General features: G+C 44.9%; 14 protein-coding genes. 8 read left to right on the top strand and 6 right to left on the bottom strand.

All coding sequences use genetic code 11. The annotated features are described in order from the left end of the window. Positions 1–447: DUF2887 domain-containing protein (locus IM515_RS09100; RefSeq protein ID WP_287633305.1), on the bottom strand; the 447-nt coding region annotated here is incomplete at its 3' end. Positions 448–990: 543 nt separating this feature from the next. Here IM515_RS09100 and IM515_RS09095 point away from each other — a divergent pair. Then, positions 991–2,511: a methyltransferase regulatory domain-containing protein gene (locus tag IM515_RS09095; RefSeq protein WP_287627711.1), complete on the top strand. Its 1,521-nt coding sequence runs from the start codon at positions 991–993 to the stop codon at positions 2,509–2,511. Between the two features lie 614 nt (positions 2,512–3,125). Here IM515_RS09095 and IM515_RS09090 read toward each other — a convergent pair. After that, complete coding sequence (locus IM515_RS09090; protein ID WP_287627710.1) at positions 3,126–4,244, bottom strand: peptidylprolyl isomerase; 1,119 nt, start codon at positions 4,242–4,244, stop codon at positions 3,126–3,128. Positions 4,245–4,262: 18 nt separating this feature from the next. Between IM515_RS09090 and IM515_RS09085 the strand changes: the two genes are divergently transcribed. Next, a complete protein-coding gene (locus IM515_RS09085; protein WP_287633302.1) occupies positions 4,263–4,424 on the top strand; it encodes a hypothetical protein in 162 nt (53 codons plus the stop codon). Here the strand turns inward: IM515_RS09085 and IM515_RS09080 are convergent. Continuing rightward, entirely contained in the window at positions 4,411–4,584 is a 174-nt protein-coding gene (locus IM515_RS09080; RefSeq protein WP_287697963.1) for a hypothetical protein, read from the bottom strand. The genes IM515_RS09085 and IM515_RS09080 overlap by 14 nt on opposite strands. Before the next feature lie 41 nt (positions 4,585–4,625). On the opposite strand from IM515_RS09080, the gene IM515_RS09075 reads away from it, so the two are divergent. Further along, positions 4,626–5,786, top strand: coding sequence for a 2,3-diketo-5-methylthiopentyl-1-phosphate enolase (locus tag IM515_RS09075; RefSeq protein WP_287627709.1), 1,161 nt, complete (start codon positions 4,626–4,628; stop codon positions 5,784–5,786). A 54-nt stretch (positions 5,787–5,840) separates the two neighbouring features. Here IM515_RS09075 and serS read toward each other — a convergent pair whose 3' ends face one another. Next, entirely contained in the window at positions 5,841–7,124 is a 1,284-nt protein-coding gene (gene serS / locus IM515_RS09070) for a serine--tRNA ligase (protein ID WP_287627708.1), read from the bottom strand. A gap of 300 nt (positions 7,125–7,424) precedes the next feature. On the opposite strand from serS, the gene IM515_RS09065 reads away from it, so the two are divergent. Both IM515_RS09065 and IM515_RS09060 read left to right on the top strand, forming a co-directional pair. Further along, positions 7,425–8,027, top strand: a complete 603-nt coding sequence (locus tag IM515_RS09065) for a M23 family metallopeptidase (RefSeq protein WP_110579152.1) — start codon at positions 7,425–7,427, stop codon at positions 8,025–8,027. A gap of 126 nt (positions 8,028–8,153) precedes the next feature. Next, positions 8,154–9,116, top strand: coding sequence for a glycosyltransferase family 9 protein (locus tag IM515_RS09060; RefSeq protein ID WP_287627707.1), 963 nt, complete (start codon positions 8,154–8,156; stop codon positions 9,114–9,116). A gap of 61 nt (positions 9,117–9,177) precedes the next feature. On the opposite strand, the gene IM515_RS09055 is transcribed toward IM515_RS09060, so the two are convergent. Further along, the gene (locus tag IM515_RS09055; RefSeq protein WP_002737400.1) at positions 9,178–9,687 is read right to left on the bottom strand and encodes a YceD family protein; all 510 of its coding nucleotides are present in this window, start codon (positions 9,685–9,687) and stop codon (positions 9,178–9,180) included. Between the two features lie 304 nt (positions 9,688–9,991). Here IM515_RS09055 and IM515_RS09050 point away from each other — a divergent pair, with 304 nt between their 5' ends. Beyond that, positions 9,992–10,945: a tetratricopeptide repeat protein gene (locus tag IM515_RS09050; protein WP_287627705.1), complete on the top strand. Its 954-nt coding sequence runs from the start codon at positions 9,992–9,994 to the stop codon at positions 10,943–10,945. Positions 10,946–10,959: 14 nt separating this feature from the next. Here the strand turns inward: IM515_RS09050 and IM515_RS09045 are convergent, their stop codons facing one another. Continuing rightward, on the bottom strand, positions 10,960–13,887 hold the full coding sequence (locus IM515_RS09045; RefSeq protein WP_287627704.1) for a DEAD/DEAH box helicase: 2,928 nt from the start codon (positions 13,885–13,887) through the stop codon (positions 10,960–10,962). A 333-nt stretch (positions 13,888–14,220) separates the two neighbouring features. Here IM515_RS09045 and IM515_RS09040 point away from each other — a divergent pair, with 333 nt between their 5' ends. Together IM515_RS09040 and IM515_RS09035 are read left to right on the top strand one after the other, a co-directional pair. After that, on the top strand, positions 14,221–15,153 hold the full coding sequence (locus IM515_RS09040) for a GGDEF domain-containing response regulator (RefSeq protein WP_287627712.1): 933 nt from the start codon (positions 14,221–14,223) through the stop codon (positions 15,151–15,153). Continuing rightward, a complete protein-coding gene (locus IM515_RS09035) occupies positions 15,150–15,932 on the top strand; it encodes a transporter substrate-binding domain-containing protein (RefSeq protein WP_071824513.1) in 783 nt (260 codons plus the stop codon). The genes IM515_RS09040 and IM515_RS09035 overlap by 4 nt, the downstream gene beginning before the upstream one ends. Positions 15,933–16,054: the final 122 nt, after the last annotated feature.

Raw genomic sequence — 16,054 nt, 5'->3', positions numbered from 1 at the left:
GACTCTCGTTTGTTTTAAATCACTTAGTCCAAACATAGCTTCAATTTCCTCGCGACTTTTCTGGGGTAATTTGTAAATAATGATACTTTCGATTAGATTAATTAACTGCCGTTGACTGGACTGGTCGGTGATTTCTTCTCTGGTCCGCTCGATTAGGGTTTGAGCAGTCCTCACCGCTGCTGTTTCCGACTCTACTACTAATTTAATCACACCAATTCCTAAAGAGGGATTGTCCCTTGGGGCCAATTCATCGAGATAAATGCGTCTGACGCTTGCTAAATTGAGGATTTCGCCAAAATGCAGGGATTGTTCCCGTTCCACCCCACGATGGGGATAAATGACGACAATTTGCCAGGGGTGAGGTGGTCGATATTGCCTTAAAAACAGGAACAATTCCGCAAAAAGTCGATAGTAGAGGGTGTCGTCCGCTTGGAACTGCACTTCCACTGGCTCAATGGTTAATACTCTAGTATTAATAGATATTGTAAGTAGCTAGACACAATTAATTAGGGCTGGCTGAATAAATGTGAAATGTAGGCAAGGTAAGGGTTTTGTGGCTTTTCTCGTGAAACAGATGCAAGATTTTGAGAGAATCGTGCTTCAAAACCTTGCGTCTTCATCGGCCCGCGTCCTGTAGGGGCGAAGCATTCGGGCAATAACCTAGCGGTGAAACCGGAGATTTTCTATCCGAATGCTTCGCCCGTACTTTTTGCCGCAAACCCTAATTATACTAAATCCAGTTATTAAAAACTGATTATTTATTCCCCTTTGCCTTTTGCATGAGTAGAAAACGGGTTTCTCCGAGAAACCCGTTTTCTGTGCGTTACTCAACGGATTTAGTATTATACAATACATATCTAACCACCTCTTGCCTCTTGCCTTTTGCCTCACCTCAACAAGCAATTTAAAGGCGCGGGCAGCTTATCTGGCTCTTTTGCTGTATAATCAAGTCTTAATTTTAGGAATTGTCATTATATTTGAGGAAAATCTATGAGTTGGACAGAAGGATATGTATTGGAAGTTAACTACACTAGCGGCTTTTACGGCGAGTTAAGTCCCCTAAAATTAGGTTTAGCCACTCTGATGAAATCCATTCAACCCCCCGATTCTAGCCAAGAATTTACCTATTGTGAATTGGCCTGTGGTCAGGGTTTTACCACGAATATTTTAGCAGCTACCTATCCCGACGCCCAATTTTATGCCAATGATTTCAATCCTAGCCATATCGCCACAGCTAGAGATTTAGCAGCCAAGGCGGGAATGAAGAATATTCTTTTCTTTGATGATAGTTTTGAGGAATTTTTAGAGCGAGATTTACCTCAATTTGACTTCATTAGTCTGCACGGAATTTATAGCTGGATTAGTGCCAGAAATCGCCAAGCAATAGTTAATTTTATTCGTCGCAATCTCAAGGTAGGGGGATTAGTTTATATCTCCTATAATGCCCTGCCGGGTTGGTCAGCAGCGATGCCGATGCAAGCTTTAATGTTACGTCATGGTCAACACAGTTCCGAACCAATTTTAACCCGCATTGAACAGGCACTTAATTTTACAGGAGAATTATTAGAGGCTAATGCTAGTTATTTTGCCCAAAATCCAATTTTACAAAATCGTTACGAGCGCCTAAAGGAACAAAATCGTTATTATTTAGCTCACGAGTATTTCAATCAGGAATGGAATTCTTTTTACTTCGATGAAGTGGCGAAAGAATTAGAAGATGCTAAACTTAAATATGTGGGTTCCGCTCATATTAATGACCATATTGATACGGTCAATCTCTCTCCAGTTGCCCAAGAAAAATTAGCAAAAATCAGCGACCCAATCTATCGGGAAGTGGTGCGAGATTTCTTTGTTAATAGCCAATTCCGTCGTGATATTTTTAGTCGAGGCTCTTTAAGTTTAACCAGCCAAGAACAGCTTAAACAACTACAAGAAACTCGGTTTGCTCTGATTGTTAATCCCGCAAATATCAAGTTCGAGCATCAGTTTCCCGTGGGAGAAGTTAAGTTACAGGAGACAGTTTATCAGCCAATTTGTGAAGTTTTGGCGGAATCTCCTCAAACTTTACAGCAACTGCAAAATCATCCCAAAACCTCAAATATTAACTTAAATGGTCTTTACCAAGCTCTGATGATTTTAACTGGTATTGGCTATATTCATCCTGCTGTGGATGAGCAAACTTGCCAACAACGGAAACCATCTACTGATGCTTTTAATAATGCAGTGAAAGCGAAAGCAGTCTATAATGAGGAATTAAGCTTTTTAGCTTCTCCTTTGATTGGGACTGGAGTAGTGGTCAATCGTTTAGAACAATTATTCCTCTTGGCTAAATCCTCTAACCAAGATGCAGTACAATTTGTCTGGCAAAATTTGGCAAGTCAAGGCAAAAAAGTGGTTAAAGATGGGAAACCTTTGGAAACAGAGGAGGAGAATATTGCTCATCTGAAAACAGTGTACGAGGAGTTTAGTAAAGAACGTTTACTAACATTGCAAAAACTAGGTATTGAGTAAATACTAAGTAAGTAATCTCATTGTAACCGGCTACTTAGATAGGTGGTGCGTTACGACGGATTGTTACTTTCAAGTCAAAGCCGCAATTTTTGCCGTCTAACGCACCCTACGTTTTACTACTTAGTTGATGATAGGTGGTGCGTTACGACGGATTGTTACTTTCAAGTCAAAGCAGTAATTTGGGCTGTTACGTTTTACTACTTAGTGGTGCGTTACGACGGATTTTTACTTTCAAGTCAAAGCAGTAATTTTTGCCGTCTAACGCACCCTACGTTTTACTACTTAGTTGATGATAGGTGGTGCGTTACGACGGATTGTTACTTTCAAGTCAAAGCCGCAATTTTTGCCGTCTAACGCACCCTACGTTTTACTTAGACGGATTTTTACCTTCAAGTCAAAGCCGCAATTTTTGCCGTCTAACGCACCCTACGTTTTACTGAAAAGGTCATTAACACAGTAACATCTACTAACTACCTTGCTTTCACTAGCGGGGAATATTGACTCCGATAATTGCCACTTTTCTGGGGTATGGGGGGAAGTACCCAGAATCTGAGATGCTTCCCCTATCTTGACTAATCTTTTGCCTTGACAAAACCTAGTTAAAAACCCCCACCCTAGCTAGGTTGGACGAGATTATTTAAGCCATAAACCACTTTAGCGGTGATAATCTTATCCTTATCGGTAAGTTCTTCTAACACCTCTTTTCCCTGGACTAAATAGCCAAAAACCGAATAACGACCATCCATGAGATTAAACCCCGGAGGAGTTAATTCATTATCGAATTTAAAGAAAAAGAATTGCGAGGAACCTCCGTTAGGATTAGTATCCGGACGCGCTAGGGCCAAGGCACCGAAAGCGTTAAAAGGTAAGGCGAGACTGGGTAAGTAAATCCCTAATTCTTCGAGAGTATTGCCATAAACTGGTTCTTCTTCCCCTTTAATCAAAATTTCTAAGGGAATAGAGCGATATTGCTTAGTTTTCGGGTCAAAAAAGCCCTCTTCTGCACCGACGGGATCCCCGGTTTGCACAACGAAATTATCTTCGCTGCGAATGAAGGGTAAACCGTCATAAAAACCCCGTTGGACTAAATCCACAAAGTTACCCCCATTAACCGGAGCGCTGTAACCATCGACAACGATAGTTAAATCTCCTTTGGTTGTCTGCATCTCTACGGTGGCGCGTCCTCGCAATTGCGGCAAGTTAGCGTATTCCGGGGGAACGTTAAAGGGAAAACCCACCACCATTAATTCTTCTAAAGCGGTGATATTATTGAGCAATTCCCGTCTGATTGACCAAACTGCCTCTTTATCCTTCGCTTCTACGGCCGTATCGAGGGATGCCACTCCCGTTTTCAGTTTTTCGATTAATTCCTCTCCTTGGCTTTTACTTGCTTCGGGAACACTATCTAAGATAGCCTTGCTTTTGGTAGAAAGGGCATAATTGGCATCCTTGACATCTTTTTTAATCGGACTCCAACGTTTGGCCCGCAGATGTTTGGCAATATCTTCGATCGATTGTTGCACTTGACGAATTGGTTTATTATCTATGGGTAAGGCATTGCGTAAAATGGCAGTGGGATCCGTTACCGCATCACCCTGAGCAAGCACAGCCAAAGCAGGGGCAGTCCCCTTAACCGTGAACAGACTTAAGATTAAAAATAGTGCTAGGGCAATACTAGCAGCCCTTTTTAAGAAAAATTTGCCCGATTCCCGTAATCTTGTCGTTATTTTCATATTTTGGTCGGTTCCTCAATGGCCATACCTATCCAAAATACTTGTAGGCTTTTAGGGGAACCCTTGTCAATAGCTAAGAAAATCGATCGAAGCCATTATCAGTTATCAGTTATCAGTTATCAGTTATCAGTTATCAGTTATCAGTTATCAGTTATCAGTTCACCGATTACTGTTTACTGAAAAAACGCTCCCCATCTCCCCCCGCAACGCGCACGCAGTGGTCTCCCCACTCCCCCACCTCCCCACTCCCCCACCTCCCCACTCCCCCACTTCCCCCACCTCCCCACTTCCCCACCTCCCCAATTCCCCCATCTCCCCATCTCCCCAATTCATAATTCATAATTTATAATTTATAATTCCCACTCCCTTTTTTTACCTTTTATGACTATCATTGTCGATTATCGCTTTCCTCCCGCTATTAATGCCGAAAAACAGGCAAAAACGATCGCTATCGGTCAAACCGCCGGCACTTGGAGCGATCGCCACAGTCATCGTCAAGAGCAGCTGCAACAACACCTAGGGGAAGTGGTGGGGATCAGGGAGGAAGCCGACGGTTATAAGGTGGCTAGGGTGCGTTTTCCCCAGATAAACGTTGAAAATGACATCGCCAGTCTTTTAACCATGATTTTCGGCAAATATTCCATGGCTGGAGCCGGAAAAGTGGTGGGGGTGTATCTCCCCGAAAGCTACGGCACGAAAGCCAAGGTGGGAATCACCGGAATTAGGCAACGTTTGGGGGTTTATGATCGACCTCTAGTAATGGCAATTTTTAAACCCGCTTTAGGACTATCGGCGCAAGATCACGCCGATATCCTGCGAGAAGTGGCTTTTGCTGGCTTAGACGTGATTAAAGATGATGAAATCATGGCGGATCTTCCCGTGGCTCCCACCCACGAGCGCCTAGATTGTTGTCGCCGGGTTTTGGAGGAAGTGCGGCAGCAAACCGGCAGAAATGTTCTCTATGCGGTCAATGTCACCGGAAAAGCGGACGAATTGCACAGAAAAGCCCGTTTATTGGTGAAACATGGGGCTAATGCTCTGTTATTAAACGTTCTTACCTACGGTTTTTCCGTTTTAGAAGCTTTAGCCAGTGATCCGGCGATCGATGTTCCTATTTTCGCCCATCCTGCCTTTGCTGGAGCGATGTGTGCCGGTAGCGATACGGGATTAGCCTATTCTGTGGTTTTGGGGACGATGATGGCCCACGCAGGAGCCGATGCGGTGCTATATCCCGCCGCTTACGGTAGTTTACCCTTCGATCCGCAGGAGGAGGGCAAAATTCGCGATATTTTGCGCGATAGAAACGTTTTTCCGGTTCCCTCGGCCGGCATTCGTCCCAGTATTGTTCCCCAGGTCCTTGGGGACTATGGACGTAATGTTATCCTCAATGCGGGAACTGGAATTATGGACCACCCATCGGGACCGGCCAGTGGTGTGAGGGCTTTTTTTGAAGCTTTAGCCAGAATAGAAGCGGGTGATTCTTTTGATCCCGCCAATTTGCCCGAAGGAGCCTTAAAACAGGCAATTCTAGAGTGGGGTTAAGCTCAATTCTTTCAATGCACTATAAAGACATTTTGTCAAGCATTTTTAGAAAATTTAACAAATAACTTCCCGTTTTAGATAGGGTTGCAGCACTTCTGGCACTTTTACCGTCCCGTCTGCCTGTTGATAATTTTCTAGAACAGCGGCCATAGTACGACCGATCGCTAATCCCGAACCGTTGAGGGTGTGGACAAAATTAGTGCCTTTTTGCCCTTTTTCTTTAAAGCGAATATTTGCCCGTCGTGCCTGAAAGTCTCTAAAATTAGAACAACTGGAAATTTCCCGATAGGTATTAGCCGAAGGTAGCCACACTTCTAAGTCATAACATTTGGCCGCCGAAAAACCCAAGTCACCGCTACACAATTCAATCACCCGATAGGGCAACTGTAAAGCTTGCAGGATTGCCTCTGCATTAGCGACTAAACTTTCGTGTTCCTGAGCGGAAGCGTCAGGATGGACGATTTTGACCATTTCCACCTTATTAAATTGATGCAAACGGATCAAGCCCCTCGTGTCTTTGCCATAGCTGCCCGCTTCTCGACGAAAACAAGGGGTATAGGCACAGTGTTTTATCGGTAATTGCTCCGATGAGAGGATTTCATCGCGATAAAGGTTAGTTACGGGTACTTCTGCCGTTGGTGCTAACCAAAGCTCATCATCTCGACATTTAAAGCTTTCTTCCGCAAATTTCGGCAGTTGTCCCGTCCCGCGCAGGGAGTCACTATTAATTAAAATTGGCGGTAAAACTTCTGTATAACCGGCGACAATATGGCGATCAAGCATAAAATTAATTAAAGCTCTTTCTAGGGCAGCCCCGACAGCGATAAGATTAACAAAACGACTCTGGGCGATCTTTACTGCCCGTTCAAAGTCTAAAATGCCCAATTTTTCCCCAATTTCCCAGTGAGGCAAAATATTCGGGTTGGTGGGTTTATATTGCTCTCCCCAGCGTCTGACTTCCACATTTTCCCGTTCATCCTTACCGATAGGAGTGGTTTCACTGGGTAAATTGGGTAAATCTAAGATTTTTTGGTCAATGGCCGCTTTAATATCTTTTTCCTGCGGTTCTAATTGAGCTAGTTTACTTTTAATCTCGTTTCCTTCTGTTTTCAGCACCAAAATTTCGGGACTGTTGGCATCGCTGCCACTTTTAACTTTTTGTCCCACCAGTTTACCGATTTCGTTACTCCGGGCCTGTAAACTGCTGCGTTCTAACTCTAAAGCCTTCTGTTGTTGATTTAACTGGAGAATAGGGGCAATATCATAACTACCTCCCCGACTATCTAAGCGTTTCTGTACTTCCTCTGGATTTTCTCTAATTTGCTTTAGGTCTAACATGGTAAGTGGGTGGGTGGAATTAAATATAAGATGAACGTAGGTTGGGTTGAAGCATGAAACCCAACGCCCGATCATGTTACGCTACCGCTAACCCATCCTACAAATAATTGTGCCTCCCTACTTACGAGTCAGTAAAAAGTAAAAATTAAGTGGGGGAGTCGGGGAATTGGCAGCCTGAGGGGAAATGTTGTCAACTGCTAACCAATGCTCAATAATAACTCAAAACTTAACTAAAATATCCGTTAAAAGCCGCCGGTAAAATTAGCGGTATATTTAATTGTGGTGTCTGGAGTAAGTCTCATGCTAAAGTATCTGCCTGTTAAATTACTGCGTTTTTTAGCGATTAGCTGTCTTGTCACGTTAATTTCTCTAGGATTTGACCGTTTACACCCCGTTAAAGCTAATCCCACCCTCATAGCTCAAAATGCTTGGGCCGGGGCCTCCTTCCCCGTGGAAAACTTTCAAACCTATACCTCTGGTTTCGGTTATCGTTCCTCTCCCATGGATGGCAGTCAACAATTTCATGCCGGGTTAGATATGGCCGCACCCTTGGGCAGTTATATTCGCAATTGGTGGACTGGCAGAATCGTGGAATTATCGGATAATACAGGCTGTGGCACCATGATTAAGATGCAATCCGGTCAATGGACGCATATTTATTGTCATCTCATGGGTTCGGTTCAATCCGATAGCCGCGGTACTTTTTTGATTGACAGGTCAGGGGGAATCGTCCTTACTCTCGGTCAGGATATACCGGCAGGGGCCCGCATGGCTAGAGTGGGAATGACCGGACGCACCACCGGACCACACTTGCACTGGGGACTGATGTACGGCAATCAATACGTTGACCCCGCTTTGGTTTTAAATGCTATGTACGGTTCTAATCCTTCGGGTAATAGTTAAGGGAAAAGGGGAATTAGAGAATCTGCGATCGCATTCTGTGGAGAAAAAACATCGCTGCCCGGATTTAGTGAATAACGAGGGACACTGCTAAAATTAAGCTGATCGATTCAGGTATATCCAGATAAAATGCGAATATTAACCCTTGTACCGGGAGGAATTAGCAATCAACTGCTGTTTTTTCCCACTCTAGAAACCCTCCAGCAAACTTACCCCCAAAGCAGCATTGATGTTTTGGTCGAACCTAGAGCAAAGGCTGCTCATCGTCTCTGTCCGCAGGTTAGGGAAGTGCTTTTATTTGACTATCGAGATCAGTACGGATTAGCGGATTATTTAAATATTTTGGGAGTAATTCGGGACCGGGAGTACGAAATCGCCATTAGTCTCACCAATCGTTCTGCTATCAACCTTTTACTCTGGTTAAATGGTGTTCCTAACCGTATAGGCTATGAAAATAATGGCAGCTGGTTCTTATCGCAACAAGTCCCCCGGCCAACGGAAGGCTATCTAGCGGATAATTATCACGCACTGGTCAAAGGGTTAAAGATTGCCGCACCCTGTCCACCTTTAAAAATAACATTGAATCGGGATGATATCGATTGGGCCCAAATGGAGCAGCAACGCCTCAATATCAAGGATAGCGGCTATATTCTCCTCTACGCCGGCGGTAGCGATATCAGCATCAGCCAAGGACTGGAAACGCTTTATCCCCTAGAGAGTTGGCTAGAAATTATCCAAGGCATTCGCCATCAACAACCGGATTTGCCAATTGTCGCAATCCAGGGAGAACTGGATGAAGCTTGGGTTTTAGCCCTCAAAGCCATGGATAATAACTTAAAAGTGTCCAGAACGGCCGATATCGGTAAAATGGCGGCTATGATCGCCGGTGCTAATTTATTGTTAGCTACCGAAAGTGTCCCTTTACAGTTAGCCGTGGCCGTGGGAACCTATACCCTCTCTCTGTTGGTTCCTTCGTTGTCTAAGAGAGTTTTACCGAGTGGGGGAGAGCTGCATCGATATATTGAAGCTAATACGGGAAAAGTCGCCGATATTACCCCCGAAACTGTCCTGAAAAAGATTTGGGGCCGGTAAAAAATCGGGTTTCGATCGCTTTTTTCGTGGCTCGAAACCCGAAAAAAATCAGCATCAAGGCTCAATTTTGCGATTGAGATAACTGACTTTTCAAGGATTCTAGGGAGGCCCAACGACCATCAATGGCAGTCTTTTCCGGAAGAAGAAAATCGGGGGGTTGACAATTAGCACCGCAGAGTTGACGGGGGGGTAAAGTTAGACATAACTGCTCGTATAACCACATTTGCGGGTCAAAATCCCCGTTAGGATCGAGGGTTTCCGAGAGGTCTTCGTAGGCTATTTCTCGCTCTAGAGGATAGGAGCTATCGTAGTCTTTATTTTTGTCTAGCCAGATTAATTCGGAAGTGTTTAATTGCAGACGATGATTATATTGTTGTAAACAGCGATCGCAGGTTAAGGTGACGATGGTTTCTGCTTTCACCGATACTTCCAAAAAATTGCCCCCATGTCTAACCAGCAAGGTTCCCCGCACCGGTGTCAAGGTTTCTAGACCGGGGATAAAATTATCGATGATGATGACTCTTTGTCGATCAGGAGATTTGAGGAGGTGGGGGATAAAAATAGTTTCCATAGATAACTCCTGTATCATTTATCGGTTATCGGGTGTCAACTGCGTTAGCGAGTAACGCCATCATAATTGCTCGGTGACAATCTTTCCTTTATTAGCTTATCGCAGCCCCGACCTCTACAGACATAGACCAGTCCTAGACTGGGGGGTGTGGGGTGTATTTTCAGTGAACAGTGAACAGTAAACAGTAATCAGTGAACTGAAAACTCACATCTGATAACTGATAACTGATAACTGATAACTGACTCCTGTATTTGACAGGCTGTCTGTTGATCGATCGAGAAAGTTTCCTCAGAATTGGGAGTATATGCACAAAGATACTCCTATGTCAACGGTTTTGAAAAATTTTCTTCCTCGCCTCGGTGGATTGGTTATGGTTGCACTGCTCTGCTCGCTTGTGCTGGGGGGATTGCCTCGGCCGGGAAAAGCGATTCAATCAGTACATTTATCCTACTGGCTGCGATCGGGAATTGAACAACTAGAGGCGGGTAATTATCAGCAAGCTTTGCAGGATTTCAATCAGTCGCTGGAACAGGAAAATAACTTGGCCCTAGCCTACAGTAATCGCTGTTTAACTGAGATTTATTTACAGGATTATCTGCACGCTTGGCAAGACTGCACGCGCTCTTTACAACAGCAATCTGATAATTATCTAGCCTATTTCCATCGGGGTTTAGCTTTTTATCGTTTGGGAGATTATTCACAGGCACTGACCGATTATAACCAGACTATCCGGCTAAAACCCACCTATTATCAAGCCTACTATAATCGAGGTTTAGTTCAGGCGGCTATGAAAAATTATCCCCTTGCCCTAGCGGATTTTAATCAATCCTTGCGTCAAATTACTAACCAGCAACCCGACACTTTAGCCACTATTTATAATGATCGAGGTTTATCTCATTTAGCCCTCCACAATTTTACCTCAGCCAAAGCGGATTTTACTCAAGCTCTCCGGTTAAATAAAAATAACGCCTCAGCCTACTATAATCTAGCTTGTACCGCTGACCAATTAGGTGAATACGACCGCTCGATCGCCCATTTAAATCGAGCGATTGCCATTGATCCTTTTTATGCCGATGCTTATATTAGAAGGGGATTACTGCGGCATCAATTGGGTTATTATCAATCAGCTTTGGCGGATTTAAATCAAGGAGCAAATCACCTCTATCATCAGGGATTGCACCACAATTATCAGCAAATCCTCGCCCTAATCGAGCAAATCCACCAACAGTTACTTTCCCTACCATCTCCCATTGTTTAAAAGAGCGATCAATATTACAAAGGAAAGCGCTTCATGGCTGTGACGGCAAGACGGGCATTATCTTTAAGGACTTGAGAAACCCGGGGAATTTGGGGAATTTGCCAGAGAACATCGACGGTGCGCCGTAATAATCGCACTAGATCTCCCTCATCGAGGCTAGTATTTTCGCACAATTCTGGCCAGGATGTCCCCTGGGCCCAACGGGAGGCAATCCCCATCAGTTGGGTTTCTAACCAGACAGGAATAGTGATATCGTAGCGAGATTGAGCTTGATAGAGTAAACGGCGAACTTCTCGCAAACCGGGGGAATTTCCCTCTCCTTGTCGCAAAATATCGATAACTTCTGGCACAGGTGGGTAATTGCACCAAGTATCGGGGCGAGGGGGTTCCGTAATTATAGCGCTGATGGCGGCGGCTAGTTGGCTAGGAGTCAATCGGTCCAAATCTCCGGACATCATCGCTAATCCTAACCAGAGTTCATTTTCCCCGCGAATAGTGGCCGCCGCTTCTCCCAGGGGAGTGGGCAAATAACCCTCTAATGCTTGGAATTCCCGCAAAATCTCGATTAGATTCAGAAATTCTTCCCAGTAGTAGGATTTACGCGATTGTTGTTTTTGGTATTTAATCTGGGTCTTGTGTAACTTATCGCGAGCAATCTCTCGATCGTAGTATAATTTCATCAATCGCCCTGGATTTTTGCGTTTTTGCAGGGGATGAGCGGCAATTTGACTATTGACAATTTCAATTTTTTGTGATTGTGTTGCCAGTTCCGCCACTGGTGGGATGCCCTGCACTTGTTGGGGGATTAAATCGGCGATCGCCTGAGTATTTTCCTCACCCTTGCGCCAACCCCCTAGGGAAACAGCTTCTAGGGAAGGGGGTATCAGTTCGCCTAATGCCGCAGGAGTGAGAAAACCTCGATCGATCTCGCTAATATCGGCATAGGCGGCTAAATACCAGCGATTATCACTACCTAAACAAACAAGGGTTCGCACTTGACCAGCGCCGTGCAGGGTATTGACAAAGATAGCGGGGACGGGGACGGGGACCTTAATATGTTTGCCCTTGAGATGGAGGATAGTTCCGACGGGAATATTCGGCAATTTTAGATGTATTTCCTGTCTTTTCTGGGCCTCTGACTGACTAGCGATGATTTTATACAGTCTTTCTTCTTCCCGCAGTCTTTCCCGTAGCTTTTCGTAACTGAAGACCTGCTCCCGTTCGATACCGGCTAACTCCATATCCAACTTGGCTAATTCGGTGGTTAAGGCGGTAATCTGTTGTCGTTCGGGGCTTAACTTCAAACGAGCGAGATATTCGGCGAAACTGCGCTCTAAGAGGTCTTTGGCCTCCTCTAGACTGTGTTTTTGCAGGAGATTTAAGACCATGCCGTAACTGGGCGCAAAACAGCTTTGCAGGGGTTCCGGTTGGGCGGTGGCCAGAAAAGCCGCTTCTTTTGCCCCTTCAAAGGGCGTTTGTACTGTCACCACATGGCCCACCGCGTCCATTCCCCGGCGACCCGCCCGGCCGGCAATCTGGACAAATTCCGAGGGAGTCAGCATACTATGGCCATCATCGGTGCGTTTGGAGAGGGCTGAGATAACGGTGGTGCGGGCGGGCATATTAATCCCGGCCGAGAGGGTAGCGGTGGCAAAAACCACCTTAATTAAACCGGCTTCAAAGAGTTGTTCGACTAATTCTTTCCAGAGGGGTAAAATCCCGGCATGGTGAACACCACAGCCCCGGGTGAGGGGTTCCACTTGGTCGGCCCGCACCAATTGGGAAGCACTGGCCAGGAATTCAAACAGTTGGTTTTTCGTCTCGGGGTCGGCGGTTAAGAGGCTGAGGAGTTGCTCGTCAGACTGGGGGTTATTAGCGAAAAAAGCCAGTAATTTCTGGTGTAGGGGCGGATTTTCGACGGCAAAGAAGGAAAGGGTCAGTTCTTGCAGATTGGGATTATCTTCCAGGAAGAAAATGAGTAAACGGTAGTAAATGGCTCTAGCTTCTTCTGGATTAACGAGATTGAGGTTTTTTAGCTCTCGAATCGCCTGATCGCAACCTTTACGGCTGAAAATGACGTAAATAGCCGGGAGCATATCCTTGTCCCGCAGAGTGGTGACAATGGAGGCGATGGTGGGACAATCTTCTCGTTTTAAGCGTCGGGGTTTGCCGTGGCCGACTTTTGAGCGTAGTTTCGGGTTAACTTTGCTCTGTTTTGGGTCGAGCAGCGGGAATAATCCCTCTTTATTAACGAAATAAAAGCGCAGGGGGACGGGGCGAAAATCGGAGTTAATTAGCTCGCAGCTGGAGGTCTGTTTATTGTCGCCGGATTGGGGCAGTTGCCGCACCCAGTTAATCCAGTCGGTGAGTTCCCCGGGGTTGCCGATGGTGGCGGAGAGGGCGACTAATTGGATACTAGGGGGACAGTAGATAATTGATTCTTCCCAAACGGTGCCGCGACCTCGATCGCTGATATAGTGACATTCATCGAGAACCAGGGTTTCCACGTTTTCTAGGGAAGTGCCTACCTGACCGATCGGGGTTTTATACAGCATATTGCGAAAAATTTCTGTAGTCATGACTACAATTAATGCTGAAGGATTGATCACCACATCCCCGGTAATCAATCCCACTTCGGCAAAGAGCAGCGGGGAATCCTCATCGCCATCGGTGGGGGTGCGACCGAATTTTTCTTGAAAATCCCGGAATTTTTGGTTAGAAAGAGCTTTCAGGGGAGTGGTGTAGAAAACCCGTTTGCCCCTTTCTAGGGCGCGATAGATAGCGTATTCTCCGATTAAAGTTTTGCCGGAACCCGTGGGAGCGCAGACGACCACTGATTTACCGGCAGCGAGAGCGGCGATCGCCGAGTGCTGGAAGTCGTCGAGTTTAAAGGGAAAAATGGTTTTGAGATCCAAAGAAGTAGGGTTAAGGGACTCTTTCACGTCAAGTCTAAGAGGAGAAATTTTTTAAATTGTGGCTATTCTGGCTGGCTTTTTTGATTCTAGTCGAAAAAAGCGGACTTCTAGAAACTAGGGACAAGCTTAACCTTTGGGGGTGATGCCCAATCCCATCATACTTCATTTTTATCAGAAATGCTGTAAGCTAAGAGGTATTTAAACCGCTTATTCTTAGATTAGCCGAATCTCTCCCAATCCCTTTACTGTTGACTCTTGCCTCTTGCCTCGTCTCAACAAGCAATTTAAATTACGAACAGCTTATCACTAATAATTGTATCTCTATTTTCTCCTTGACTTGATTACTTATACTGACTGATGATGATTAAATTTTCTGCTGAAGACTGTCTAGTTTTAGTTGTTGATGATGTGGGCAAAAATCTCCAATTAGCTGTGAATATTCTTGATTCTGCTGGTTATACCACCACTTATGCTAGTAGTGTTAAACAGGCAATAGAACGAGTAAAAACTGCTAATCCTGACCTAATTATTCTTGACTTAATGATGCCAGATATGACGAGAATAGAGCTTTGTCGAAGACTAAAATCTGACATTTTATACGCTCATATACCGATTATTTTTGTAACAGATAGTAAGAAAAAAGAAGATATTATCAATGCTTTTAATTCTGGGGCTGTGGACTATGTAAATAAACCCTTTTATAGTTGGGAACTGTTAGCCAAAGTTAAAATTCATTTAGAACTGAAAAAAACGCAAGAAGAACTGAAAAATATCAATTCTCAACTAGAACAGCTAGTCAGAACTGATAGCCTAACTGGGGTAAATAATCGTCGAGAGATTCTCGCCTTGGGCGAGAAAGAATTGCAACGATGTCGTCGTTATCATCGTTATTTTTCGCTTGTATTCATTGATATCGACCATTTTAAACATATTAACGATACCTTTGGTCATCTCCTAGGGGACAAAACTTTAATTACTGTCGCTGGGGCAATTAAAAACTGTCTGCGTCAAGTGGATAGTTTTGGGCGCTTTGGGGGCGAGGAATTTGTCGCTATTCTCCCAGAAACTAATCTTGAAGATGCTGCTACCACAGCCTGGCGCATTTGTCAAGTAATTAACAAGTTAAATATTGAAATTGATCGACAAAAAGTGCGAGTTACTGCTAGTATTGGTGTGGCAACATTTAGCCCTGAAGATAATAATCTAGAAGCGGTGATCGAGCGGGCTGATCATGCCATGTTTGCCGCTAAAAATCAAGGTAGGAATCGAGTTAGTTTAGGTAAAACAGTATGAAAAATTTGTTATTTATTCTTGGTTTTTTGCTCTTGGGTGTAGCCCCAAGTTTTAGCGCCGATCTCGATACAATTATACGCAGGGGAAAATTAATTGTCGCTGTCAAAAATAATCTCCCTCCCCTCGCTTTCCTTGATTCTCAGGGGAATCTGCAAGGATTGGAAATCGACATCGCTAAACGTCTAGCGTCAGAAATTCTCGGTTCTGACAGTGCTATTATTCTCAAACCCGTTAGTAATCAAGAACGTTTACAGGTGGTTATTGATGATCGGGTGGATTTGGCGATCGCTCGTGTGGCGATTACTCCTGCACGTCAGCGCTTAGTGGATTTTAGCCCCTTTTATTACCTCGATAGCAGCGGTTTTGTGACGAAAAACCCGCAATTGCAGCGTTTAGAAGACTTAGCTAACTCTAGAATCGCCGTACTCAACGGCTCGACGACAATCGCCCTTGTGCGTTCCAATTTGCCTAACGCTATCCTGCGCGGGGTTGCTTCCTATCAAGAAGCTTTAAATTTACTGGAAACCGGGGAAATAGACGCTTTTGCGGCTGATAATAGCCTTTTAACTGGTTGGGTGCAGCAATTCCCCAATTATCGTCAATTACCGATCGAGTTAGGGGCGATCGCTCTAGGAGTCGTTCTCCCTAAAGGTTTACAGTACCAAAGTCTCCGAGAACGCGTCAACCAAGCGATCGATCGGCTAGAATCCACCGGCTGGTTAGCAGAACGGGTGAACTATTGGGGTTTACCTCTGAGAATTCGGGAAATGGGGAGATAGGGTGATGGGGTGTGGGGTGTTACCCCCCCAACCCCCCGACATCGGGGGGGTGTGGGAAGTGGGGTGTGGGGTGTGGGAAGTGGGGAGGGGGGAGAAGGGAGTTTTTTGCTGTGAACAGTGAA

Source organism: Microcystis sp. M44BS1 (assembly GCF_020244875.1).
GTDB classification, from domain to species: Bacteria; Cyanobacteriota; Cyanobacteriia; order Cyanobacteriales; family Microcystaceae; genus Microcystis; species Microcystis panniformis.
Note: the sequence above shows the minus strand (reverse complement) of the source record. Positions and strands in the feature narration are given on the sequence as shown.

Coding starts and splice junctions, on each gene's coding strand:
- IM515_RS09095 (WP_287627711.1), top strand. CDS start 991: ATGAGTTGGACAGAAGGATATGTATTGGAAGTTAACTACACTAGCGGC.
- IM515_RS09090 (WP_287627710.1), bottom strand. CDS start 4,244: ATGAAAATAACGACAAGATTACGGGAATCGGGCAAATTTTTCTTAAAA.
- IM515_RS09085 (WP_287633302.1), top strand. CDS start 4,263: ATGGCCATACCTATCCAAAATACTTGTAGGCTTTTAGGGGAACCCTTG.
- IM515_RS09080 (WP_287697963.1), bottom strand. CDS start 4,584: ATGAATTATGAATTGGGGAGATGGGGAGATGGGGGAATTGGGGAGGTG.
- IM515_RS09075 (WP_287627709.1), top strand. CDS start 4,626: ATGACTATCATTGTCGATTATCGCTTTCCTCCCGCTATTAATGCCGAA.
- serS (WP_287627708.1), bottom strand. CDS start 7,124: ATGTTAGACCTAAAGCAAATTAGAGAAAATCCAGAGGAAGTACAGAAA.
- IM515_RS09065 (WP_110579152.1), top strand. CDS start 7,425: ATGCTAAAGTATCTGCCTGTTAAATTACTGCGTTTTTTAGCGATTAGC.
- IM515_RS09060 (WP_287627707.1), top strand. CDS start 8,154: ATGCGAATATTAACCCTTGTACCGGGAGGAATTAGCAATCAACTGCTG.
- IM515_RS09055 (WP_002737400.1), bottom strand. CDS start 9,687: ATGGAAACTATTTTTATCCCCCACCTCCTCAAATCTCCTGATCGACAA.
- IM515_RS09050 (WP_287627705.1), top strand. CDS start 9,992: ATGCACAAAGATACTCCTATGTCAACGGTTTTGAAAAATTTTCTTCCT.
- IM515_RS09040 (WP_287627712.1), top strand. CDS start 14,221: ATGATTAAATTTTCTGCTGAAGACTGTCTAGTTTTAGTTGTTGATGAT.
- IM515_RS09035 (WP_071824513.1), top strand. CDS start 15,150: ATGAAAAATTTGTTATTTATTCTTGGTTTTTTGCTCTTGGGTGTAGCC.